The sequence below is a fragment of the Campylobacter sp. CNRCH_2016_3089 genome (assembly GCF_025772505.1).
Taxonomy (GTDB): domain Bacteria; phylum Campylobacterota; class Campylobacteria; order Campylobacterales; family Campylobacteraceae; genus Campylobacter_D; species Campylobacter_D lari_D.
In genome coordinates, this window is the sequence record NZ_JAKMSF010000001.1 from 165464 (window position 1) to 188518 (window position 23055).

Genomic DNA, 23055 nt, shown 5'->3' on the forward strand with positions numbered 1-23055 from the left:
ACTAAAATATTCTTAAAATAATTTCTTAAGGAGAATGCTTGAGTAAAGACAATACCATTGCATTTTTTATTTTTATTGTAAGCGTTTTGTGTTTTTTTGTTTGGGGTTATAATTACATTCCTAATAATTCCATGATATTATTTATTCTTGCTAGTGTATTTGGAATTTTTATGGCCTTTAATGTTGGCGGTAATGATGTTGCAAATTCATTTGGCACTAGCGTGGGAGCTAAGACAGTTACTATCAAGCAAGCTTTAATTATTGCAGCAGTATTTGAATTAAGTGGGGCTGTGTTTGCAGGTGGGGAAGTAACTAATACTATAAGAAGTGGTATAGTGGTTTTACCAGATAGTGTTGATCCTATGGTGTTTGTATGTGTTATGCTTTCAGCTTTGCTAAGTTCAGGTATTTGGTTATTTATAGCAACAAAAAAAGGACTTCCAGTTTCTACTACTCATAGCATTATAGGTGGTATTGTAGGTTCAAGTATAGCTATGGGGTTTGTATTTTTTGATCAAGACCAAGCTTTTTCTATGGTAAATTGGAATGGTATTTATAAAATAGCTATGAGTTGGGTTATTTCTCCTTTACTTGGTGGACTTGTGGCGTATTTAATTTATGCTTATATTTATAAAAAAATACTTCAACCTTCGGCTTTGATTAATATGCAAATAAAAGAAATTAAAAAAGAAAAAAAGGAGTTTAAAGAAAATTTTTTTATCAATTTAAAAAACAAAAGTCAAGAAGAGCAAATTAAAGAATTAAGTGCCATTGTTTTAGATGATGATGAAAAAAGAAGTGAATATAAGTTAAAAATTAAAGAATTAAAAGAAAAAGAAAAAAATATAGATGTTTTTTCTAAAATGAAATTTCATGTTCCTTTGGTTGCAGGGATAGCTGCTTTAATAATAGCGTCAATGTTTTTATTTAAAGGTTTAAATAAAGTTTCTACTTTAGATATGGTGCAGAATTTATGGATAGTTTCTATTATTTCTATTTTTGCTTATATAGTTACTTTGGCTGTTGTAAGATTGATGAAAAAAACTGAAGTAAATAAAACTATAGAAAAGATTTTTTCGTGGTTTCAAATTTTTACTGCTTCTAGTTTTGCTTTTTCGCATGGAGCTAATGATATAGCTAATGCTCTTGGGCCATTTGCTGCGATTTTGGATGTGCTTAAAAATAATACCATTAATCCAAGTTCGCCAGTGCCATTTGCTGTAATGCTTATGTTTGGTATAGCTTTGGTTATTGGACTTTGGTTTTTAGGTAAAGAAGTTATTCAAACTGTTGGTTCAAAACTAGCAGAAATTAAGCCAACAACAGGCTTTAGTGCTGAACTTGGTGCAAGTATTGTTATACTTTTAGCAACTCAACTTGGAATTCCAGTTAGCTCAACCCATATTTTAATTGGTGCTATTTTAGGTATAGGGGTGTTTAATAAAGATGCTAAATGGGGTATGATGAAACCTATTGGCTTAGCTTGGGTTATTACTTTACCAGTTGCTGGAATTCTTTCAAGTATTATTTTTGTAATTTTTGTAAATATAATCTTATGAGTTTAAACTCATAAGATATTTTTTAGCTTCATTTAAATTAGAGCTATTTATAAAATAATCAATTTTTGCAGGTTTTTTATATACTTTATCATAATATTCAAAAAGCATTTTTACACAAAGTTCTAAATTATCCTCTTCATAATTTTTACAAAGTTTTATCTTGAAGTCTTTACTGATATAGGGTGAGATTTTCTCAACACATTGATAAAACACTTTTTTATCCATTGGAGTATAGTTTTTTAAAGCTCTTTGAATGCGTAAATTTATATCACACTCGCACCAAATTTTCTTAGCTTTTTGCATACTATTATATAAATTTAGCGGGATAGTTAAATTTCCAATTTGTCTGCTTTCAGCTTCTATAAAACAAGTTTTGTGAGTATAATCTTTTAAAAAATAAAACAACTTATCTTCAAAGGCTTTTTGGCTTGGTTGTTCTCCATAAATTTTACCAAAACTTGATCCTTGGTGATTAGCTAGTTTTTCTAAATTTAAAGCATTGTTTAAAGTTTGGATTAAATCACTTTTACCACTTGCTGTATTGCCACAAAGACATAAAAACTCAATATTTAAATCTTTCCTAAAAAACTCACTCACATAACTTCTATAGGCCTTGTATCCACCTTCTAATCTTACAACTCTATAACCAAGTTCAGCTAAGATTAAAGCAATAGCTTTTGATCTTTTACCGCCTCTTGCGCAATAAATTCCCACCAAAGAACCTATTTTATAATTTTGATAAAGTTTATTAATATGTTCACTCATATTTTTACAAATATAACTTGCGCCTTTTGCTTTAGCTAAGCCTTTATTTTTCTTATAAAGTGTGCCTATTTCTTCAAATTCATTATCATTTAGTGCGTAGTAATTTTGCGCAGATTTTATATGAGCAAGTTTGTATTCTTTGGGACTTCTTACATCAATTAAAAGATCAAAATTAAATTTTAAAAAATTTTCAAAATCAACTTCTTTATACATAATCTTTAAAAGCTTTGCATAAGGTGGTATAAACTTTTCCCAAATCACTCCCACAAACTCTAGTTTGTCCTATGGTAGTGATAAAATTTGTATCCCCTTGCCATCTTGGGATTAAATGATAATGACAATGCGGCGCTATGCCAGCTCCTGCTGCACTGCCTAAATTCATACCTATATTAACACCCTTAGCATGAAAGTTTTCTTTTAAAATTTTAACTCCAATACGCACAAAATGGCTAATTTCTAGCCATGTATCATTATTTAAATCTTCTATATTTTCTAAATGATCATAAGGGATAATCATGAAATGACCCGGACTATAAGGGTATTTATTCATAATGCCAAAACATTCTTTAGCTCTAAAAATTACCCCAAGTTTTTCATCTTCATTGAGTTCATACTTACAATGACAAAAAGGGCAAAAATTTTTATCTTTATTATTAAAATAAACATCCCTCCAAGGTGCGTATAAATACTCCATCAACTCTCCTTTATGCAAGCATGTAGATTTTTGATATTTTTACTTATAAGAGCTTTATTTTTTGGTATCAAAGGTAATAGCTTTTCATCTTCTAATAAAAAAATTCTAGCTCCTGCTAAAATAGCATTATTAAGATCGCTTTTGCTTTCAATATAAAAAATGGCCTCTAAGCCAAGATGTATTGCAAAATTATAAAGTTTTTTTAGTTGCATAGTTTTTAGTATTTTAGGAAATACAATAAACGCATCAGCTCCATATACCAAGCTTTCCAAAATTTGATATTCATCAAAAATAAAGTCAAATTGCACAATGGGTTTGTCATGATAGCGTCTAAAAAGACTTAAATTTTGTATGTCTTGATTAAGCAAAGGACTTGTTGGTAAAACGATAGCATCAAAATTTTCATGATTAAAATTTAAATCTTTGGAGTATAAAAAATGCGAAAGTTTTCTTTCAAGCAAAAGTGTGTAAATATCTTTAGGATAAAAAGCATTAGAAGCTAGGCTTCTGCCTAGCATATCATAAGGAAAAATTTCTTTTTTATTTTCTAGAATTTTTTGTGTTTTTGAAAAATGATTTTTTAAATCTATTGTTTTAAACATTTTTCAATGGCCTTTAAGTGATCTTTGCTTTCTTGGGAATTTGCAAATTCTTTATCGTGGAATGTTTTTTGTAAAATTTCATAAGCTTTTTTGCAATTTTTAAGTTTATAATAGCCCCAAGCTAAAGAGTCTAGGTAGTAAAGATTTTGTGGTTCTTGTTCAAGCGCCCAGCCTACTAATTCTATGCCTTTTGCAATATCAATATCATATTCGATTAAGGCATAGCCATAGTAGTTTTGATATAAAGCATCGCTACGCACATCTACACTTTGTTCAAATTTTTTCATAATAGAAGCTAGAATTTTTGGATCCGTGATTTTTTTACTTTTAGAATCCATATAAATTTCAAATTCTAAAACCCCTGCCATAGAAAGGTATTTTTTATCTTTGCTAAGTTCATAATGTTTTAAAGCTATTTCGTAAGCTTTTTTATAATTTTTTGTTTGTGTATATAAGAAAATTTTAGTATCAGGATCTATGTTGTATTGTTGGACTAAATTTAGAGCTTGTTTATAATTTTTTTCTTGCACTAGTAATTCTATTATAGCATATATATATTTAATATCATTGTTGAGTTTATATAGTTTTTCAAGGGTTTGAATGCTTGCCTTATTGTTTTTTTGCTCTTGATAAATTTTTAAAAGTAGGGTGCATGTTTTAAGAGTGCATTGTGAATTTTTTACAAATTCTTCTAAAGCTTTTTTAGCTTGATCGATATTTTTATTTTTAATATTAATTTCAACTATTTTAAGTAATAAATTTTCATGTTCAAAAAGCTTATAAGCAAGATTGTATTGCTCTAAAGCTTTGGTGTATAAAGCTTTTTTAGCAAAAATATCACCTAGTATTTCATAGTTTCTATAATCTTGCTCTTCTTTAATGAGTTTATAAAGTATAGTTTCGGCTTGTTTATAATCTCCTATTTCAAAAAAATGCAAAGCATTTAATCTTGCAATAGCTGTATGATTTAAAAATTCTTTAGAGGCTTTTAAAAGTTCATCTTTTTGTTTTAAGTTAGCACCCAAAGCTAAAAGCAATGCTTTTTGTAAATAGATACTTTCATTATTTTCATGAAATAAATTTGTATAAATATCACATGCTTTTTGAAACTGTCCATGTTCTTCATAAATGAGTGCTTGTAAGATTTTATCTTCGCTTTTAGCCAAAGCAAGGTTTGTTAGGATAAAAACGATAATTAGTGAAAGCAAACCCCTATACATTCTTCTTTCAACTCCTCTTTGTGTGTTTTAAAATACTCCCAAAATGGAAAAGTTTTACATTGTTTTGGTCTATGCTTGTAAATTAAACATTTTTTATACATTGTATCAAAAAAAATACAACGATAGCCATTTTCATGCTTTACTTCTTTAAAACTATATTTAAATCCAACTTTGATAAGGTATTGTTCTTTAAAGGCTTCAAAGCTTAAATTTAAAAAAGCAGCAATAGCTTCTAGCTCTTCTTTGCTAGCATAGATATATCCACTTTCTCCAGTGCAGCATTTTCCACCGCATGTTTTACAAGCATTTTCATCAAAAGAATAATCAAAGTTTTTTTCACATATCATAGCTTATAGTTCCTGTATTTTCATAAATTTCGCTAATTTTTGGATTTAAAACATTATTTTCATACATAAAAAGCGTAGGCATTATCACACAAGGGCTTTTACTATTTTTTTTAATATGCATTAAAACAAGCCTTGCATTAGTTTGTGTATTGGTGTGAATGCATTGAAGAGAAACTAGCTTTAATTTAAATTGCTTTAAAGAAGCACAAATTTCATCTAAAAAACTTGCCTCATAGCACATAAAAAAACTACCATTTGGCTTGATTAAAGTATTTATTTTAGCAAACATCTTCTCAAGCGGCATAAATTCTTGATATCTTGATATACATAAATGCAAATCTTGGCTTTTTTGTGTATTTTTTTTATAAAATGGAGGATTAGAGATCAAAAAATCAAATTTTATATCACTTTTATAGTTTAAAAAGTCTTCGCAAATGCTTTGAATTTCAAGTTTATTTTCTTTGGCATTTTTATAACTTAGTTTGATATTTTGCTCTTGAATATCTAGTAGATAAACTTTTGAATTTGGAAATTTTTGCTTTACTAAAAGTCCTAAAATTCCACATCCACATCCTATATCAAGGATATTTCCTTTTAAGTTATTTTTAGATAAAAAGTCAAAAAGTAAAAGGCTATCATTATTATAACGATAGCCTTTTGAATATTGAAAGAGTTTTAGCATTTATAAAGATGATCGCAGATTTTAAATGAATCATTTAAACCCACTACAATAGAAGCTCCGTTTTTACTCGCTATATCACCTGCTACAAATAATCCTTTTACGTTACTTTCTTTGTTTTCATCAAAGCTTGGCACACCTTTTTCATCAACTTCTATAGAGCATTTTTGTAAGAAATCAAGTGGGGTTGAACCACCAATAGCATAAATAATGCGATCATAAATTTCACTTGTATTGTTAGTGAAATTTACTTTAGCTTTACCATTTTCATCTTCAATACCAGTTATATCTATGCCGAGTTTTGCTTTTACACTGCCTTGCTCAAAAGCTTTTTGAATATCTTCAAGATTAATATCATTTAATCTTGAGAAAGTTTCTCTTCTATAGCAAAGTGTAACATCGTTATTTTTAGCTAAATCTATAGCGTATTCTGCTGCTGAATTTCCACCGCCTACAACTAAGATTTTTTCATCTTGGCTTGTTGAATTTGCATTAAAATTGATGATTTTAGTTAAAGTTATAGGTAAAGTATAGTTTGGTTTATTTGGCTTACCCATTCTACCTATGGCAATAACTGCATTTTTACAAATATAATTTTCATTTGCAGTGCTAACTATGAAATTTTCTCCATCTTTTTTAACACTTTCAACTTCACTAGAAAGCTTTACTTCAAGATTATGCTCTTTAATGGCATTTTGGAAAGTTTCTATTGTGCTTTCTCTAGTTCCATCTTCAAAATTTATATGCCCGTGATTTGTGCTATCACAACCTTTATAAGCTTTGTCTACTCTTTTACCTTCTTTGTAAAATTTTACTAAGGTTTGACAAATCGCATCAGCTTTTTCTAAAACAATAACTTCTTTATTTTTTATTTTAGCTTCTACTCCCGCTGCAATACCTGCAGGGCCAGCACCAATAACTACCATATCAAAAATTTTCATTATTTCCCTTTTTTAATTTTTAGTTTATGTAAATGTATCAAAAAAACAATAATAAAAAATAAAAAACAGAAATTATTTTTATTTTGTAAATAAATTTTTTATGCTTATAAATTATTAAATTAATAAAATTTTATAATAAAGTAGATTAAAATGTGTAAAAAATATATTATTATAATATTTTTTGCATAAAATCACTTATATAAAAGCAAAAAAATATAAAAATTATATATAGTATGCAAAAGGAGTTTTTGATGGGACAAAATACAGGACAAAGTTTAAAAAATAATTTTTTAACATTATTGTTATTATCCTTTTGCGGATCTATTATTTATGGTTTGCCTTATTTTAGAAAGTATTATTATGATGATTATATGAGTCTTTATCATTTAAATAATTTTGAAATGGGGCTTTTGGGTAGTGCTTATGGATTGCTTGGTTTGTTTTCTTATGCTTTAGGAGGTTATTTAGCAGATCGTTTTGCACCAAAAAAGTTATTGATTTTTTCTTTAATTGCTACAGGACTTGGTGGTTTATTGCATTTATATTTTACTTCTTTAAATGCACTTTTGATTATTTATGGAATTTGGGGGATTACCTCATTATTAACTTTTTGGCCTTCTTTGATGAAAATAGTAAGGAGCTTAGCAAATTCTAAAGAACAAGCAAGGGCTTATGGAATTTTTGAAGGCGGTAGAGGAGTTGTTGGTGCTGCACATTTGGCTATAGCTACGAGTATTTTTGGATATTTTCAAACAAAAGCCTTAGCCGCACAAGGTATAGAAATGGTTATTGTGTTTTATTCTATAGCTCCTATTGTAAGTGCTATTTTATTGTTTTTTCTTTTGAAAGATGATATTAATGAGCAAAGTGAGAAGATTAAAATCAAAGACTTGGTTTTTCTTTTGAAAAATTCTGCTCTTTGGCTTGTGGTTGCTATTACTTTTTGTACATATTTTTTTAACATGAGTTTTTATTATTTTACTCCTTATGCAAGCAATGTTATAGGAACTTCTGCTGTTTTTGCAGCTATTTTAACGGTATTGGCTCAATATATTCGTCCGGTTTCTTCTGTAGTGGGTGGATTTATAGCAGATGGATATGGAAAAGCTAAAATAATGATGATAGGCTTTATTTTAATGGGAATTGGTGTTATTTTTTTAATGCTTAGTTCAAAATTAAATGGATTTTTACAAATGAGTGTTTTAACTTCTGCTTGTGTCATAATTTATATAGCTATGTATTCTAATTTTGGAATTTATTATTCTTTACTTAGTGAGGGAAAAATTCCTATACATTTAGCGGGTATGGCTATAGGTATTGTATCTACTTTTGGGTATTTGCCTGAAGTTTTTGCACCATTACTTGCTGGAGATTTATTAGATAGATACCCAGGTGTAAAAGGTTTTCATATATATTTTACCATAATGATAGTTATGGCTATTTTGGGTGTAATGTTTTGTTTGATTTGGATTAAAAAATACAATAAAAAGGAGATGAAATGAAGGAAATTGTTTTTAACTTTAAAAACAAGGTTAGAGTAATAGAAAATGAATGGATAGTTTTAAAAGATGGCACTAAGCTTTCATCACGAATTTGGCTTCCTCAAGTAAAAGAAAAAGTTCCTGCTATATTAGAATACATTCCTTATAGAAAAAATGATGGAACAAGGGGCAGAGATGAGCCTATGCACGGATATTTTAGTGGTAATGGCTATGCGGTTGTTAGGGTTGATATTAGAGGAAGCGGGGAATCTGATGGTTTATTAGAAGATGAATATTTAAAACAAGAACAAGATGATGCCTTAGAAGTCATTGAGTGGATTGCAAAGCAAGAATGGTGTGATGGGAATATTGGTATGATGGGTAAATCTTGGGGCGGCTTTAATTCTTTACAAGTTGCAGCAAGAAGACCTAAAAATTTAAAAGCAATTATAGTAGTAGGTTTTACTGATGATAGGTTTAATGAGGATATTCATTATAAAGGCGGATGTTTGCTTAATGATAATTTTTGGTGGGGTAATATCATGCTTGCATATCAATCACGCTTTGTTGATCCAAAAATTGATCCAAATGGTAGAAAAAAATGGTTCAATAGGCTTGAGAACATGCCTTTATGGCCCACATTATGGCTTGGGCATACTTTAAAAGATGATTATTGGAAGCATGGATCTGTTGGGGAAAATTATGATGATATACAAGTTCCTGTTTTTGCATTAGATGGATGGGCTGATTCTTATACTAATCCTGTTTTTACTCTAATGAATGCTTTGAAAGTTCCAAAAAAAGCTATCGTTGGTCCTTGGGCTCATGTTTATCCTCATGATGGCTTACCTTTGCCTGCAATGGGTTTTTTACAAGAAGCACTTAAATGGTGGGATAAATGGCTTAAAAATGAAGAAAACGATGCACTTGAAGCTCCTATGATACAAGCATATATTGAAAATAGCTCTAAGCCAAATTCAAAAACAGAGAAAGTAGAAGGTCGTTTTGTTGCTTTAAATGATTTTGAAAATGATATTAGCTATAAAAAATACTATTTAAATCCGTATAAACTAACATGTAAAAAATCAAGTGAATTTATCAAAATTAACACTCCATTAAATCATGGGCTTTTATCAGGAGAGTGGATGGGAGCTGGTGTTTTAGGAGAAAGTCCTAGCGATCAAAGGTTGGATGATGGGATGGCAGTTGTTTTTGAAAGTGATTTTTTAGAACAAGATTTAGATGTCTTAGGCTTTCCTATGTTAAATGTAAAAATTGCAAGCGATCAAGAAAAAGCTATGCTCTTTGCTCAACTTAGTGAAGTTAGAGCTGATGGTTTTGTAAAAAGAGTAAGTTATGGAGTAATCAATCTTGCATTAAGTGATAATAAAGAGCAATTTATACCTTTAAAAAAAGATGAATTTATTCAAAAGCAAATCAAACTTGATGCTTGTGGATATAGATTTGCCAAGGGTTCTAAGATAAGATTATCATTAGCAAATTCTTTTTGGCCTATGTTTTGGCCTATGCCAAAAATTTCAACCTTGACTTTAGATTTAAATGAGTGTGAATTTAATTTACCATGTTTTAATGGTCAAGATAGCGATAAAATCAATATGCAAGCACAAAGTGCTCCTTTAACCCCAATAACACTTTTAGAAGAAGGTAGGGTAGATAGAAGCATTTCTTATGATATTTTAAACGATACTTGGACTTGTATTACAGATGGTGTTGGCGGGGTTTTTGGAGAAGGTGTTTATAGATTTGATGAGGTTGATGTTTTAGTAAAGCATAATTTAAAAAGAGAATTAAAACTTCAAAATGAAAATCCATTAAGCGCGCAATATACCATTATCCAAACAATGCAAATAGGACGCGAGGGTTGTATGATGGAGGCGGATATAATCTTAACACAAACTAGCGATTTGGAGTATTTTTATATTAAGGGAAAATTAGTAGTTAAGGAAAATAATAAGCTTGTTTTTGATAAAAAATATGATTGTAAAACTAAAAGAAATAGTTTATAAAATTTCCCAAAGTAAAATTTACTTTGGGAATTAATTTTCTTGCAAGATTTTAGCTAAATCTTTAGCGCCTTTTAAATCCACTTTACCAGAACCTAAAAGTGGAATTTGTTCTACTTTAAAATATTTACTTGGTTTAAAAATAGCAGGCATAGTAGAGTTTTTAATCGCTTCGCAAATTCCTTCAAAATCTTGCTCTTGGCATTCTACTAATAAGCATACCATTTCACCTTTTTTATCATCATCTAGTGCAACTGCGCAAAATTTTACTATATCTGTATTGATAAATTTAGCAATTTCTTCTTCTAAAGCTCCTAAAGATATCATCTCGCCACCAATTTTTGCAAAACGAGAATAACGATCTATTATATATAAAAAGCCATCCTCATCTACATGGCCTTTATCGCCGGTATTATACCAGCGTATGCCATCGATTTCTTTGATAACTTCATCGGTTTTTTCTTTATTGTTTAAATAACCCACCATAACCTGATGGCCACCAATGAGTATTAATCCATCTTCTCCATGATTTAAACTTTCATAAGTAGATGGATCTACTATGCGTATAGCACTTCCTGGTAAAGGCATACCTACACTACCTTCTTTATTTGCACGGTGTAAAATCCAATAGTCAGGATCAAATTTATTCGGTAAATTCACACTTGCAACCGGAGTGGTTTCAGTAGCTCCATAGCCTTCAAAAATAGGTTTTTTAAATTTCATTTCAAAGGCAGTTCTTACTTCGCTTTTGAGTTTTTCAGCACCTGAAACAATAATCCTTAAGCTTTCAAACATAATCGCATCAAGTTTTTTATTTCTTGCATAAATACCCAAAAAAGTTGAAGTAGCACACATAATGCTAACATTATTTTTTACTATAGCTTTTGCTACACCTAGCGCATCTGTTGGATCAGCATGTGTTATGCTTTTAATCCCTTCTAATAAAGGCATAAAAGTAGTTACAGTTAATCCAAAAGCATGAAAAGGTGGCAAAGAAGATAAGACAACATCTTCATTTTTTGCACATAATACATCTGAAATTTGAGCTATATTGCTTAAAATATTACGATTATTTAGCATTACCCCCTTAGGCACTCCCTCGCTACCACTACTAAATAATATAGCAGCTATGGCAAGGTTTTGTTTATTAGATGCAAATAATGCTTTTATTAAACAAGTAGGTAAGATACTTACTAAAGCAAGCATAGAAAAGATTTTGAGTTTTTGTCTTTTAAAGTTTGCGATAATATCTTCCATAAAAATAATTCTAACATGCTCTTCAAATTCTAGTTTTATGCCTTTATTTTCTAATTTTTCCATAAATTTTCTAGAAGTATAAATTTGTTGAATTTGAGAACTTTGAATGGCTTGATTTATTGCTTTTACACCTGCTGTGAAATTTAAATTTACCACGATTTTATTTGCAAGTAATACAGCTAGATTGCAAAGAGAGCTAGCCATGGAAGCAGGGAGCAAAATTCCTACACATTCTTCTTTTGGAGCATAGCTTCCTTGGGTAGGTTGTATATTTAACTCATGTGATCTATTTTTTATAAAAGAGCTAAAAACTAAACTTAAAGCAAGCATTTTTCTATAGGTAATACCACCTATTAAAGGATCAACAATAGCTATTTGACTTAAATTTCTTTTAGCGCTATCTATCCAAGCTCTGGCTATAGTATGCATACTTTCACATTGAGATTTCCAAGCAATAAATGAAAGTTCAAAAACCTTTGCTTTAACCACTTCTTTTTTAGTGTGTATTGGCAAGCTTTTTCCAAAAGCAATAGCGATTTTTCTTTTGCTTATTTTGCGGTTTCTTGCTGAAAATTCTTCATCACTTCTTGAAAAAGCACTTCCCCAAAGTCCTCTAATATAAAAAGGTAAAATCACTCCATCTTGTTCTTCTAATTTTGAGCAAACTAACTCAAATCCACCTTTAAATTCATTAAGCTGTCCATGGCGTGAAAGCACTCCTTCTGGGAAAAGGCAAACTAAATTTCCATTTTTAATATGCATAGCAATAAGCTCTAAGCTTGATTTACTAGAAGCACTTGAAACAGGAATAACTCCAAATTTATCAAGAAAAATTTTAATATACCACTTAGAATAAATGCTTTTTTCCATAACAAAATAAATTTTTCTTGGTATAGCCATTTGCACAATAGCCCAATCTATAAAAGATACATGATTACCAAGTAATAATGCTCCACCTTTTTCAGGAATATTCTCAAAACCTTCTACTAATAAACGATAGCGTTGAAAAAACGCTATACTCATTAATAAACGCACTAAAGAAAAAGGCAATTTACTTAGCACATAAACGCTTCCAAAAAATGCTACAGCGATGATAAAATAAAATAAATTTATCACTTCAATTTTAGCATAAGCAGCAAAAGTAGCTAGTGCTAAAAAGCCTAACATAAAAATATTTTGTATGAAATTATTTCCTGCTAAGACTTTTCCTAGTTCATTTTCTTTTGCATGAAATTGTATTAGAGAGTTTAAAGGTATGATAAAAAATGCTCCGCTTAAACCAAAAATAAAAAACACTACACTATAACTTAGTAAGTTTTCTAAAAATGGCATTAAAATGCTCATTAGAAAAACCCCTAAAGCACCTAGTGGTATAAGACCTAATTCGATGTAATTTTTAGAAAACTTACCACTAACAAGCGATCCTATAATCACTCCTATACCAGAAAAAGCTAAAGAGCATTGTACATAAAAGGTATTTTCTATAAAAAGATCATTTTTTGCATATACAGGAAAACTCACTAAATAAAGTTGTGATATGGCCCAAAAAAGTGAAATTCCTATAATACAAAGCCAAATAATTTTATGAGAAAATATTGTTTTTAAATTAGAGGTTAAAAGCTTTCCTTGTAAATATTGTTTTTTATCAAAACTTAAATTTTTATCTTCTTCTTTTAAGCTAGGAAGTTTATAAGCTAAAAAAAGTTCTAATAAAGCAAAAGCTATTAATACAAAACCCAAAGGTGCAATTTGTGTTAAAATATCCGAAGGAGTGTTAAAATTTGACTCAAAAAGCATTTCAAAGCTTAGAGAAAATACTGCCATACCGGCTAAAATAGCCACAATACTTACTGCATTGACAGCTCCATTTCCCATAGCTAAAAACTCTTTTCCTACTAATTCTTTTATAAAGCCATATTTTGCAGGAGAGTATAAGGCAGATTGCACTCCCATGATAAAAGTCATTGTAAATGCAAGCCAAAATGCTCCAAGATAATAACACAAACAAATAATACAAGTTAATATTACTGAAAATAATGCAGATATTTTCATGATTTTATTTTTAGGAAATTTATCCGCTAAAAATCCAGATGGTGAAAGCATAAGAATAAAAGGCAAAAGCATTAAAGCATTGACAATAGCAGTTAGAAAAAGTTGGGTGCTATCTTCATAAAATTTATAAATGGTATTTTGTATGATGATTTTGTGTCCTAAATCCACAAAAGCGTTAATAAAAGCTACTGCTAAAAATGGCAATACGCCAAAAATCTTTAAAAAATTTCCTTGCATTTAAAACTCCATTTTATTTTAAAAATATTATTTTATTATATAAAATTTAAATGGAGTTTTGATATTTGATTAATCTTTAAATTCTACCACTTCATTAAATGCAAAACGAGCTTTTTCTGTACTAGAATTTTTTTGGGCATGTCCTAGAGCAATAAGCATAGATACTCTTTGTTTGGTAGTGTCTAAATTTAAATATTGATTGATTTTATCTTTATCAAAGCCACCGATAATACACGAACCTAAATTTAAACTATAAGCAGCATTGATAATATTTGCAATAGCAAGATGACTTTGCTCTTTTGCATAAATAAAACTTTGTTCTAAATCCATTGCGTCTAAAAATGGCTTATAGGTTTGCAAGCGTTTGTTTAATTCTTCTTGGCTTAAACCACGCTTTTTTAGTTTTTCTTCAAAATAATCTTTAAAATCAGCTCTTGAGATCACAACAATAATAGCAGCACAATTTGCTACATGATTTTGATTGTTAGCTATTTTGGCAATTTCTTTTTTATGTTCATCTTTTTGAAAAACCAAGAATTTCCAAGGTTCAAGCCCTAAAGAACTAGGAGATAATCTAGCACATTCTAAGATATATTCTAAGTTCTCTCTAGAAATTTTTTCTTGAGTATATGCTCTAATGGAAGAGCGATTTTGCATTAAATTTAAATAATCTTGCATATAATTTCCTTATTTTTAGTTTAATTTATCTTATACCTTATAAGCTTTAAAATTGTTAAAATTATATTTTATTGCTACAATTTTATTTTTACTTCACACAAATGTTTTATTATGCGGTTTTTAAAGGATTAAAATGAAAAAAATAATTTATTTGAGCATATTTTTGATTATACTTATTATAGGGGTGTATTTTTACTTTTTTGCAAATAAGGAAGAATATAATTATCTAACTTATGAGGTTAAAAAACAAGACATTACTCAAAGCATAGAAGCAATAGGTGAAGTTTATGCAAAAACCCAAGTTGATGTTGGTGCACAAGTTAGTGGGCAAATTACTAAACTATATGTAAAATTGGGCGATCGTGTTAATGAGGGTGATTTAATCGCACAAATTGATAAAGATAAACAACAAAATGATTTAGATATTACTAAAGCTAGACTTGAAAGTGCAAAGGCAAATTTAGAAAGTAAAAAAATCGCTCTTGATATAGCTACTAAACAATACCAAAGAGAGCAAAAACTTTATGCCAAAAAGGCTACCTCTTTAGAAAATCTTGAAAATCTTAAAAATACTTTTTATGCCTTAAGAGCAAATGTGGCTGATTTAAAAGCTCAAACTACTCAACTTGAAATTTCTTTAAAAAATGCTCAAAAAGATTTAGCTTATACTACTATAACTGCACCTAGTAAGGGTGAGATTATCAATGTAGCAGTTGAAGAGGGGCAAACTGTAAATGCAAACCAAAATACACCAAGTATAGTGCGCTTGGCTGATTTAAGTGAAATGGAAATTCGTATGCAAATAGCTGAAGCTGATATTAATAAAATTAGTGTTGGAAAAAAGGTAAAATTTAGCATTTTAAATGAGCCTGATAAAAAATATGAAGCAACTATTTCAAGTATAGATCCAGCAAATACTACCATAAGTGATGCAACAAGCAATACAAATTTAAACTCAAACTCAAGTACTAGCACTAGCGCTGTGTATTATTATGCAAGGGTTTTTGTAAAAAATGATAATAATTTTTTACGCATAGGTATGAGTACAGAAAATGAAATTGCTATTAAAACAGAAAATAATACTTTAGTTATACCAACTTTAGCTATAAAAAGCGATACAAGTGGTTATTATGTAGAAATTTTAAAAGCCAATAATATAAGTGTAAAAACACCTGTTAAATTAGGTATCAAAGATAGTTTAAATACTCAAATTTTAGATGGTATTAATGAGGGTGATTTAGTTATCATAGGTAAAAATAAAAAATGATACGCTTAGAAAATATACAAAAAAAGATTAATAATACAACTATTTTAGAAAATATTAATCTTTATATTCAAAAGGGAGAATTTGTAGCCATTATAGGACAATCAGGAAGTGGTAAAACCTCTCTTTTAAATATTATAGGCACACTTGATGAACCAAGTAGTGGAAAATATTTTTTAGATGCATATGAAGTAACTAATTTAAGCAAAGATGAAAAAGCAAGAATTAGACGCGAAAAAATTGGTTTTATATTCCAAAGATATAATTTGCTTAGTCTTTTAAATGCTAAAGATAATGTAGCCTTACCTGCTGTTTATGCAGGTAAAAACAAACAAGAAAGATCACAAAAGGCTAAAGAATTACTTTCTTTTTTAGAGCTTGATCATAAAGAATTATCAAAGCCAAATGAACTAAGTGGTGGGCAACAGCAAAGAGTTTCCATAGCAAGAGCTTTGATGAATGGTGGTGAGCTTATTTTAGCAGATGAGCCAACGGGTGCGCTTGATTCTAAAAGCGGTAAGATAGTTTTAGAAATTTTAAATAAACTAAATGAGCAAGGACACACCGTAGTTTTAGTCACTCATGATAGAGAAATAGCTGCTAGAGCAAAAAGAGTTATAGAAATTAAAGATGGTAAGATTATAAGTGATAATGGTGCAAAAAAAACAGATGAAATAAAAACTAAGTTAATGCCAAAAGAGAAAAAAAGCTTTAATTTGCTTAAAAATCAGCTTTTTGAAAGTTTAAAAATGTCCATAGCTTCCATTGTAGCACACAAACTACGCTCTTTGCTTACTATGCTTGGTATTATCATAGGCATAGCTTCAGTAGTTTGCGTGGTTGCTTTAGGGCTTGGAGCCCAACAAAACATACTTGCTTCTATTAGCTCTATTGGGACTAATACCATAGAAGTTGTTTCAGGGCGTGGCTTGGGAGATATTCGATCAGGCAGAACAAGGCTTAATTTAAGCGATTTAAAAACCTTAAGTTCTTTGCCTTATTTAGAAGCAGTAGAAGCAGATGTGGGTAAAATAGGGGTGGTAACTTATAAGAATAATTCTTTACAAGCTAGAATTTATGGAGTAGGACCAAATCATCTAAGACTTAGAGGTTTTGTGATGGTAGATGGTAGGTTTATTAATAATGAAGATATAAAAGATAATACTAATATTTGCATTATAGATGAAAATGCTTTGAGAATTTTATTTGATAATATCAGCGTTAAAGATGTTTTAGGTAAAAGCGTGATTTTTAACAAGCAACCTTTAACTATAGTTGGTGTTTTAAAAAAAGAAAGAGATAATAAAGGCTTTAGAGCTGATGAAAATACCATTAAAATTTATACTCCTTATTCTACTTTGATGAATAAAATCACAGGAGATAAACAAATAAGAGCCATAGTAACTAAGGTAAAAGATGAGGTAAATCCTGCTTTGGCTGAAGAAGCTATGGTAAAAATTTTAGAGATTAAACGCGGAAAAAAAGATTTTTTTACTATAAATTCTGACGCGATTAAAAATGCCATTGAGGAAAATACTGCTACTTTGACTTTACTTATTTCTTCTATTGCAGTGGTATCTTTGATAGTAGGTGGTATTGGTGTGATGAATATCATGCTTGTTTCAGTAAGTGAGCGCACAAGAGAAATTGGAGTTAGAATGGCTATTGGAGCTAGAAAAGAAGATATTTTAATGCAGTTTTTAATCGAAGCTGTGTTGATTTGTTCTTTAGGGGCTATTTTTGGAGTAATGCTTTCTTTTATCATCATTGAAGTATTTAATTCTTTAAATTTTGGTTTTACGATGATACTTTCATTAAATTCGGTATTTTTAGGGCTTTTAAGTTCGGTTTTAATCGGAGTGGTTTTTGGATTTTTCCCAGCAAAAAATGCAGCAAATTTAAATCCTATTAGTGCTTTATCAAAGGAATGAGATGAGAATATTTTTATTATTTTTTATAGCCTTTTTTTTAAATGCCTGCATAGGTGTAAAATTAGAGCAAGTATCTCAAGAGCAAATAAAAAAAGAATATTTTGAAGATTTTAACGCAAGCAAGGCTTGGTGGGAAAAATATAACAATCAAGACTTAAATAATATCTTAAAAGCTATTATTGATAATAATAAAGACTTAAATATAGCAAGGATTAATTTTTTAAGTACCTTAGCTAGATATAAGCTTTTAAATTTAGATCTTTATCCTACTTTGAGTGGAAATTTTGGTGCAAATATAAGAAAAAATTTAAACAATGGCACAAAAACGCATAGTTTTTCAAATGGCATTATGTTAAATTATGAGCTTGATATATATGGCAAAATTTCAGATCAAGTTGCTAGTTCTGAATTTTTAGCAAAGGCGAGTGAGTATGAGTTGCACTCTTTAGAGCTTGATACGATTAATTTAGCGATAAATAGTATTTTTGAATTTATTTATTTCAATGATGTAGATCATTTATTAAACAAACATTTAAAAAATCTAGAGCAAATGCTAGAAATTTATACTACTAAACTTAATTATGGAAAAGTTGAATATATAGATCTTTTAAATATTAAAAAATCTTTATTAAACACTAAACAAAATATCATTACAAATTTGCAAAATAAAGACTTAACTCTTAAAAATATAAAAGACTTACTGGGTAAAGATGATGAGCATTTGATTAATAAAATACTAAATTATACTCTTGAAGATTTTTCTTTGCAAAAAATTAATTTTGATATAGAATTAAAAATGCTTGCTTATAGACCACAAGTTCAAGCAAAACTAAATCAACTTATGGCTTCTTACAAGGATTATACAAGTGTGCAAAAAAGTATTTTACCTAGCATAAAAATATTGGGAAATTTAGATGGGAATGATAAGAATATTGATGAAAGTTTTAAATTTTTAATTTTAGGAGGCAATGTCGCCATTGACTTACCATTTTTGGACTTTTATAGAGTAAAACAAAATGTAAAAATTTCTGAATTAACATACCAAGCTCGTTTGGTTGAATATAAAGATGTATTACAAAGAACTATCCATGAATTTAATTTTTGTTATGAAAATGACAAGTATTATAATGATTTGTTAAAATTAGTAAAAGACATTAATGTTAATCAAGAAAAAATTACACAGCTATATTTAGAAAAATATGAATTAGGTCGCAGTGAATTAAAAGATTATCTTGATGCGGACGCTTTGTTTATAAATTCACTCCAAGAGCTTAGCAGAGCAAAGCTATCTTTGCTTAAAAATATTAATTTATATCATAATATTGTTTTAATTTCAGAGTAAAAAAGACTAAAAGTGTTTCATTTTGTAATATTATAAGAAAAGAGTGTTGTTTATTTGCGTTGTTTTAAAGTCATTTAGAATACAATTGATAAATAAATCAAACAAAGGAGAATTATGAAATTTGATTTTTATGCAACGCTAGTTACTATGGTTATAGTATTGCTTTTAGGCGTATTTGTCATTAAAAGGGTAAAATTTCTTCGTGATTATAATATCCCTGAGCCAGTTGTTGGTGGTGGGATTGCTGCGATTATTCTTTTGATCTTACATAGTTTCTTCTCATTGGATATTAAATTTGATGAATCTATGAAAGATCCTTTAATGCTTGCATTTTTTTCAAGTATTGGTTTGTTAGCTGATTTTGCTTCTTTAAAAAAGGGTGGAAGAAAATTAGCAATTTTTTTAGTTGTTGTTGTTGGCTTGCTTTTTGCGCAAAATATAGTTGGCATAGGTGTGGCAAGTGCTATGGGGCAAAATCCACTAATGGGACTTATAGCAGGTTCTGTTACAATGAGTGGCGGTCATGGAACAGGTGCAGCATGGGCAGCTGAATTTATTAAAGAACCTTATTTTTACTCTAGTGCAACTACTGTTGCTATTGCTTGTGCTACTTTTGGGCTTATTTCAGGTGGTATCATAGGTGGGCCTGTTGCAAGATATTTAGTCAATAAATATAAGTTAGTAGTTCCAAAGCAAAATGATGATAAAGATGCGATTTTAAATTTCCAGTCTCCAGAAAAAGAAAGACTAATCACACCTTCTTCTTTTATAGAATCTTTGGCATTAATTGCTTTATGTTTATTAATAGGTAGTGCTTTGTCTACTTATATTAAAACAAATACAGGTTTTACTTTACCAACTTTTGTGTATTGTCTTTTTGTAGGTGTGGTTTTAAGAAATGTTTTATCAGCTACAAAAATTCATCATGTATTTGATAGAGAAGTATCAGTTTTAGGTAATGTAAGCTTGTCTTTATTTTTAGCTTTAGCTCTAATGACTATTAATCTTTGGGATTTAGTAACTCTTGCACTACCGATGTTGGTAATTTTAGCTGTTCAGGTTGCTATGATGGCTGCTTATGCTATATTTATCACTTTTAGGGTATGTGGAAAAGATTATGACGCAGCAGTTTTAGCAGCAGGACATTGTGGTTTTGGTTTGGGCGCTACTCCAACAGCTATGGTAAATATGCAAACTGTAACAAATCACTATGGTATGAGCCATATGGCATTTATTATTGTACCTTTAGTGGGTGCGTTTTTCATAGATATAGTAAATGCTTTAGTCATCAATGCTTTCTTGTATCTACCATTCTTTCATTAAAATCATCTAGCACTAAATTGGTGCTAGATTAAATTTTCTTATCTTTACTTTTGCATAAATGATTTAAAAAGCACTCTTTGCATAAAGGATTTTTAGCTTTACATGTATAACGCCCAAAAAGCACCATAGCTTGATGAAGATAGTTTAGATTATCTTTAAAAATTTTAGTTAAGTCTTTTTCGGTTTCTTCAGGAGTTTTGGCTTTGCTAAGATTAAGTCTGTGTGAAACTCTAAATACATGGGTATCTACAGCCATGCAATTAGCCCCGCACCATTCTATCATCACTACATGTGCAGTTTTTTGTCCTACGCCTGCTAGAGTTTTCAAATCTTGCTCGTCCATTGGAATTTCACCATTAAATTGCTCGCAAACTGCTTGAGCCATTTTGATTAAATTTTGTGCTTTATTATTATAAAATGAGCAAGAATTAATCAAAAGTTTTAAAGAAGATAAATTTGCCTTAGCTAAATCTTGCACACTAGGGTAAGCTTTAAATAAAGCCGGTGTGATGAGATTAACCCTTTTATCAGTACATTGAGCTGAAAGCATAACACAAACTATAAGTTCATAAGCATTACTAAAAACTAATTCTGTTTTTGCTTGTCCAAAATGTTTTAAAAATAATTCTTTAATTTCTAAATTTCTTTTCATAAACTTATTGTATGTTAATCGGCTTTAAATAAAGTTTAGATATAATAAAATCAACAAAACTATTTCAAAGGAAAAACAATGAAAAAAATTTCTTTAGTTGCTGCGGCTTTATTAACAGGTTTGAGTTTAAATGCTGCGGTGGTTGCAACCCTTGATGGAAACAATATTAGCGATACAGAAGTAAATGAGTTTTTTGCTCCTATGTTAAGAGGTGCTAAAATCACTGACTTACCAGCTGAACAAAAAAAAGCAATCATTGATCAATATATCATCCAACAACTTGTATTAAAAGACGCTAAAGCTCAAAAAATAGAAAATGATCCTTCATATAAAGAAGAATTAGAGCGTGCTAAAGAAGCTATCATGGTAAATATCTATCAAAAGAAAATTTTTGATTCTATCAAAAATGATGATGCTAAGGCTAAAAAATACTATGAAGCAAATAAAGATAAATTTACTAAACCAGCTCAAGTAAAAGCTAAGCATATTTTGGTAACTAGTGAAAAAGAAGCTAAAGATATTATTGCCGAGCTTAGTAAGTTAAGTGGAAAAGCTTTAAATGATAAATTTGCTCAACTTGCAAAAGAAAAATCAATCGACAAAGGTTCTTCGGCTCAAGGTGGTGATCTTGGATGGTTTGCTGAATCAACTATGGTAAAACCATTTGCTGATGCAGCTTTTTCTATGAAAAAAGGCACTATTTCTAAAACACCAGTAAAAAGTGATTTTGGATATCATATTATTTTAAAAGAAGATGCTAGAGCGAAAAGTACTATGAGTTATAATGAAGTAAAAGCAGGTATTGAAAGCAATATCAAAATGGAAGAATTTAAAGAACTTATGAATAAAAAAGCTCAAGAGCTTCGTCAAAAAGCAAAAGTGGAATATAAATAATGGGTGTATTAGATCTTGTCAAACCAGGTGTTTTAAGTGGCGATGATCTAAATACCGTATATAATTATGCAAAAAAAGAAGGATTTGCTATCCCTGCGGTAAATGTCGTGGGGACAAATTCTATTAATGCGGTTTTAGAAAGTGCTAAAAAAGTTAATTCACCTGTGATTATTCAATTTTCAAATGGTGGAGCTAAATTTGTAGCAGGAAAAGCTTGTCCAAAAGCTGATGTGCTTGGTGCTATAAGTGGTGCAAGACATGTGCATTTAATGGCAAAAGCTTATGGAGTTCCAGTAATTTTACACACAGATCATGCTGCTAGAAAATTACTTCCTTGGATTGATGCTTTGATTGAAGCAAATATTGAGTTTAAAAAAGAAACAGGTAAGCCTTTGTTTAGCTCTCATATGATTGATTTAAGTGAAGAGGATTTAGAAAGTAATCTAGGCACTTGTGAGAATTATTTAAAACAAATGTCTGAGCTTGGAATTTCTTTAGAGCTTGAGCTAGGATGTACGGGTGGTGAAGAAGATGGAGTGGATAATACTAATATTGATAATGCAAAATTATACACTCAGCCTGAAGATGTAGCATTAGCTTATGAGAGACTTTCTAAAATTAGTGATAGATTTTCAATTGCAGCTAGTTTTGGTAATGTACATGGAGTATATAAACCAGGAAATGTGATTTTAAGACCTGAAATTCTTAAAAACTCTCAAAATTATGTAAAAGAAAAATTCAATCTTGGTGAAGATAAACCAATCAATTTTGTTTTCCATGGTGGCAGTGGTAGCGATATAGAGGATATCAAAGCAGCACTTAGCTATGGTGTAATTAAGATGAATATTGATACAGATACACAATGGGCTTTTTGGGATGGTGTTAGAGAGTATGAGCTTAAAAATAAAGCTTATTTGCAAGGCCAAATTGGTAATCCAGATGGAGAAGATAAGCCAAATAAAAAATATTATGATCCAAGAGTATGGCTTAGAGCGGGCGAAGAGAGTATGATCAAACGCTTAGAGTGCGCTTTTAGCGATTTAAATTGTATCGATAGAAACTAAGAGTTTTATAACTCTTAGTTGATTTTCCTGTGAAGATTTTAAATTTTTA

19 protein-coding genes are annotated in these 23055 nt (G+C 29.8%); 9 read left to right on the forward strand and 10 right to left on the reverse strand.

The features are described from left to right. Nucleotides 1-38 precede the first annotated feature (38 nt). Nucleotides 39-1559, forward strand: a complete 1521-nt coding sequence (locus tag L8W69_RS00885) for an inorganic phosphate transporter (protein WP_133318806.1) — start codon at nucleotides 39-41, stop codon at nucleotides 1557-1559. On the opposite strand, the gene mnmH is transcribed toward L8W69_RS00885, so the two are convergent. The 7 genes from mnmH to L8W69_RS00920 are packed head-to-tail and all read right to left on the reverse strand — an operon-like array spanning nucleotide 1554 to nucleotide 6807. Further along, nucleotides 1554-2537: a tRNA 2-selenouridine(34) synthase MnmH gene (gene mnmH, locus L8W69_RS00890; RefSeq protein ID WP_263666227.1), complete on the reverse strand. Its 984-nt coding sequence runs from the start codon at nucleotides 2535-2537 to the stop codon at nucleotides 1554-1556. The two genes, L8W69_RS00885 and mnmH, sit on opposite strands and share 6 nt — an antisense overlap. After that, entirely contained in the window at nucleotides 2530-3018 is a 489-nt protein-coding gene (locus L8W69_RS00895; RefSeq protein ID WP_263666181.1) for an HIT family protein, read from the reverse strand. The genes mnmH and L8W69_RS00895 overlap by 8 nt, the downstream gene beginning before the upstream one ends. After that, nucleotides 3018-3620: an indole-3-glycerol-phosphate synthase TrpC gene (locus L8W69_RS00900; RefSeq protein ID WP_263666182.1), complete on the reverse strand. Its 603-nt coding sequence runs from the start codon at nucleotides 3618-3620 to the stop codon at nucleotides 3018-3020. Before L8W69_RS00900 ends, L8W69_RS00895 begins: the two co-directional genes overlap by 1 nt. After that, the gene (locus L8W69_RS00905) at nucleotides 3605-4840 is read right to left on the reverse strand and encodes a tetratricopeptide repeat protein (RefSeq protein WP_263666184.1); all 1236 of its coding nucleotides are present in this window, start codon (nucleotides 4838-4840) and stop codon (nucleotides 3605-3607) included. The genes L8W69_RS00900 and L8W69_RS00905 overlap by 16 nt, the downstream gene beginning before the upstream one ends. After that, nucleotides 4816-5187 (reverse strand): YkgJ family cysteine cluster protein, encoded by a 372-nt coding sequence (locus tag L8W69_RS00910; protein ID WP_263660942.1) that lies wholly within the window; start codon nucleotides 5185-5187, stop codon nucleotides 4816-4818. Before L8W69_RS00910 ends, L8W69_RS00905 begins: the two co-directional genes overlap by 25 nt. Then, on the reverse strand, nucleotides 5177-5869 hold the full coding sequence (locus L8W69_RS00915) for a tRNA1(Val) (adenine(37)-N6)-methyltransferase (RefSeq protein ID WP_263660941.1): 693 nt from the start codon (nucleotides 5867-5869) through the stop codon (nucleotides 5177-5179). Before L8W69_RS00915 ends, L8W69_RS00910 begins: the two co-directional genes overlap by 11 nt. Then, nucleotides 5863-6807 carry an NAD(P)-binding domain-containing protein gene (locus L8W69_RS00920; protein WP_220567115.1) on the reverse strand — a complete coding sequence of 315 codons (945 nt, stop codon included), beginning with the start codon at nucleotides 6805-6807 and terminating at the stop codon, nucleotides 5863-5865. Before L8W69_RS00920 ends, L8W69_RS00915 begins: the two co-directional genes overlap by 7 nt. 251 nt (nucleotides 6808-7058) lie before the next feature. Here L8W69_RS00920 and L8W69_RS00925 point away from each other — a divergent pair, with 251 nt between their 5' ends. Together L8W69_RS00925 and L8W69_RS00930 are read left to right on the forward strand one after the other, a co-directional pair. After that, entirely contained in the window at nucleotides 7059-8309 is a 1251-nt protein-coding gene (locus tag L8W69_RS00925; protein WP_133318814.1) for an MFS transporter, read from the forward strand. Next, nucleotides 8306-10315, forward strand: coding sequence for a CocE/NonD family hydrolase (locus tag L8W69_RS00930; RefSeq protein WP_263666185.1), 2010 nt, complete (start codon nucleotides 8306-8308; stop codon nucleotides 10313-10315). The genes L8W69_RS00925 and L8W69_RS00930 overlap by 4 nt, the downstream gene beginning before the upstream one ends. Nucleotides 10316-10345: 30 nt before the next feature. Here the strand turns inward: L8W69_RS00930 and L8W69_RS00935 are convergent, their stop codons facing one another. Together L8W69_RS00935 and L8W69_RS00940 are read right to left on the reverse strand one after the other, a co-directional pair. Continuing rightward, the gene (locus tag L8W69_RS00935; RefSeq protein ID WP_263666186.1) at nucleotides 10346-13858 is read right to left on the reverse strand and encodes an acyl-[ACP]--phospholipid O-acyltransferase; all 3513 of its coding nucleotides are present in this window, start codon (nucleotides 13856-13858) and stop codon (nucleotides 10346-10348) included. A gap of 69 nt (nucleotides 13859-13927) precedes the next feature. Further along, nucleotides 13928-14536 (reverse strand): NAD(P)H-dependent oxidoreductase, encoded by a 609-nt coding sequence (locus tag L8W69_RS00940; protein ID WP_133318817.1) that lies wholly within the window; start codon nucleotides 14534-14536, stop codon nucleotides 13928-13930. Nucleotides 14537-14669: 133 nt separating this feature from the next. Here L8W69_RS00940 and L8W69_RS00945 point away from each other — a divergent pair, with 133 nt between their 5' ends. From L8W69_RS00945 to gltS, 4 genes are all read left to right on the forward strand, one after another. Then, nucleotides 14670-15803, forward strand: coding sequence for an efflux RND transporter periplasmic adaptor subunit (locus tag L8W69_RS00945; RefSeq protein ID WP_263660067.1), 1134 nt, complete (start codon nucleotides 14670-14672; stop codon nucleotides 15801-15803). Then, entirely contained in the window at nucleotides 15800-17731 is a 1932-nt protein-coding gene (locus L8W69_RS00950; RefSeq protein WP_263666188.1) for an ABC transporter permease, read from the forward strand. The genes L8W69_RS00945 and L8W69_RS00950 overlap by 4 nt, the downstream gene beginning before the upstream one ends. Nucleotide 17732: 1 nt before the next feature. Continuing rightward, a complete protein-coding gene (locus L8W69_RS00955; protein ID WP_263666189.1) occupies nucleotides 17733-19073 on the forward strand; it encodes a TolC family protein in 1341 nt (446 codons plus the stop codon). A gap of 114 nt (nucleotides 19074-19187) precedes the next feature. Then, the gene (gene gltS / locus L8W69_RS00960) at nucleotides 19188-20396 is read left to right on the forward strand and encodes a sodium/glutamate symporter (RefSeq protein WP_133318821.1); all 1209 of its coding nucleotides are present in this window, start codon (nucleotides 19188-19190) and stop codon (nucleotides 20394-20396) included. Between the two features lie 28 nt (nucleotides 20397-20424). On the opposite strand, the gene nth is transcribed toward gltS, so the two are convergent. Then, nucleotides 20425-21048, reverse strand: coding sequence for an endonuclease III (gene nth / locus L8W69_RS00965; RefSeq protein ID WP_133318822.1), 624 nt, complete (start codon nucleotides 21046-21048; stop codon nucleotides 20425-20427). A gap of 78 nt (nucleotides 21049-21126) precedes the next feature. Here nth and L8W69_RS00970 point away from each other — a divergent pair, with 78 nt between their 5' ends. Together L8W69_RS00970 and fbaA are read left to right on the forward strand one after the other, a co-directional pair. Further along, on the forward strand, nucleotides 21127-21942 hold the full coding sequence (locus L8W69_RS00970) for a peptidylprolyl isomerase (RefSeq protein ID WP_133318823.1): 816 nt from the start codon (nucleotides 21127-21129) through the stop codon (nucleotides 21940-21942). Then, nucleotides 21942-23006 (forward strand): class II fructose-bisphosphate aldolase, encoded by a 1065-nt coding sequence (gene fbaA, locus L8W69_RS00975; protein ID WP_133318824.1) that lies wholly within the window; start codon nucleotides 21942-21944, stop codon nucleotides 23004-23006. Before L8W69_RS00970 ends, fbaA begins: the two co-directional genes overlap by 1 nt. Nucleotides 23007-23055: the final 49 nt, after the last annotated feature.

Coding starts and splice junctions, on each gene's coding strand:
- mnmH (WP_263666227.1), bottom strand. CDS start 2,537: ATGTATAAAGAAGTTGATTTTGAAAATTTTTTAAAATTTAATTTTGAT.
- L8W69_RS00895 (WP_263666181.1), bottom strand. CDS start 3,018: ATGGAGTATTTATACGCACCTTGGAGGGATGTTTATTTTAATAATAAA.
- L8W69_RS00900 (WP_263666182.1), bottom strand. CDS start 3,620: ATGTTTAAAACAATAGATTTAAAAAATCATTTTTCAAAAACACAAAAA.
- L8W69_RS00905 (WP_263666184.1), bottom strand. CDS start 4,840: ATGTATAGGGGTTTGCTTTCACTAATTATCGTTTTTATCCTAACAAAC.
- L8W69_RS00910 (WP_263660942.1), bottom strand. CDS start 5,187: ATGATATGTGAAAAAAACTTTGATTATTCTTTTGATGAAAATGCTTGT.
- L8W69_RS00915 (WP_263660941.1), bottom strand. CDS start 5,869: ATGCTAAAACTCTTTCAATATTCAAAAGGCTATCGTTATAATAATGAT.
- L8W69_RS00920 (WP_220567115.1), bottom strand. CDS start 6,807: ATGAAAATTTTTGATATGGTAGTTATTGGTGCTGGCCCTGCAGGTATT.
- L8W69_RS00925 (WP_133318814.1), top strand. CDS start 7,059: ATGGGACAAAATACAGGACAAAGTTTAAAAAATAATTTTTTAACATTA.
- L8W69_RS00930 (WP_263666185.1), top strand. CDS start 8,306: ATGAAGGAAATTGTTTTTAACTTTAAAAACAAGGTTAGAGTAATAGAA.
- L8W69_RS00935 (WP_263666186.1), bottom strand. CDS start 13,858: ATGCAAGGAAATTTTTTAAAGATTTTTGGCGTATTGCCATTTTTAGCA.
- L8W69_RS00940 (WP_133318817.1), bottom strand. CDS start 14,536: ATGCAAGATTATTTAAATTTAATGCAAAATCGCTCTTCCATTAGAGCA.
- L8W69_RS00945 (WP_263660067.1), top strand. CDS start 14,670: ATGAAAAAAATAATTTATTTGAGCATATTTTTGATTATACTTATTATA.
- L8W69_RS00950 (WP_263666188.1), top strand. CDS start 15,800: ATGATACGCTTAGAAAATATACAAAAAAAGATTAATAATACAACTATT.
- L8W69_RS00955 (WP_263666189.1), top strand. CDS start 17,733: ATGAGAATATTTTTATTATTTTTTATAGCCTTTTTTTTAAATGCCTGC.
- gltS (WP_133318821.1), top strand. CDS start 19,188: ATGAAATTTGATTTTTATGCAACGCTAGTTACTATGGTTATAGTATTG.
- nth (WP_133318822.1), bottom strand. CDS start 21,048: ATGAAAAGAAATTTAGAAATTAAAGAATTATTTTTAAAACATTTTGGA.
- L8W69_RS00970 (WP_133318823.1), top strand. CDS start 21,127: ATGAAAAAAATTTCTTTAGTTGCTGCGGCTTTATTAACAGGTTTGAGT.
- fbaA (WP_133318824.1), top strand. CDS start 21,942: ATGGGTGTATTAGATCTTGTCAAACCAGGTGTTTTAAGTGGCGATGAT.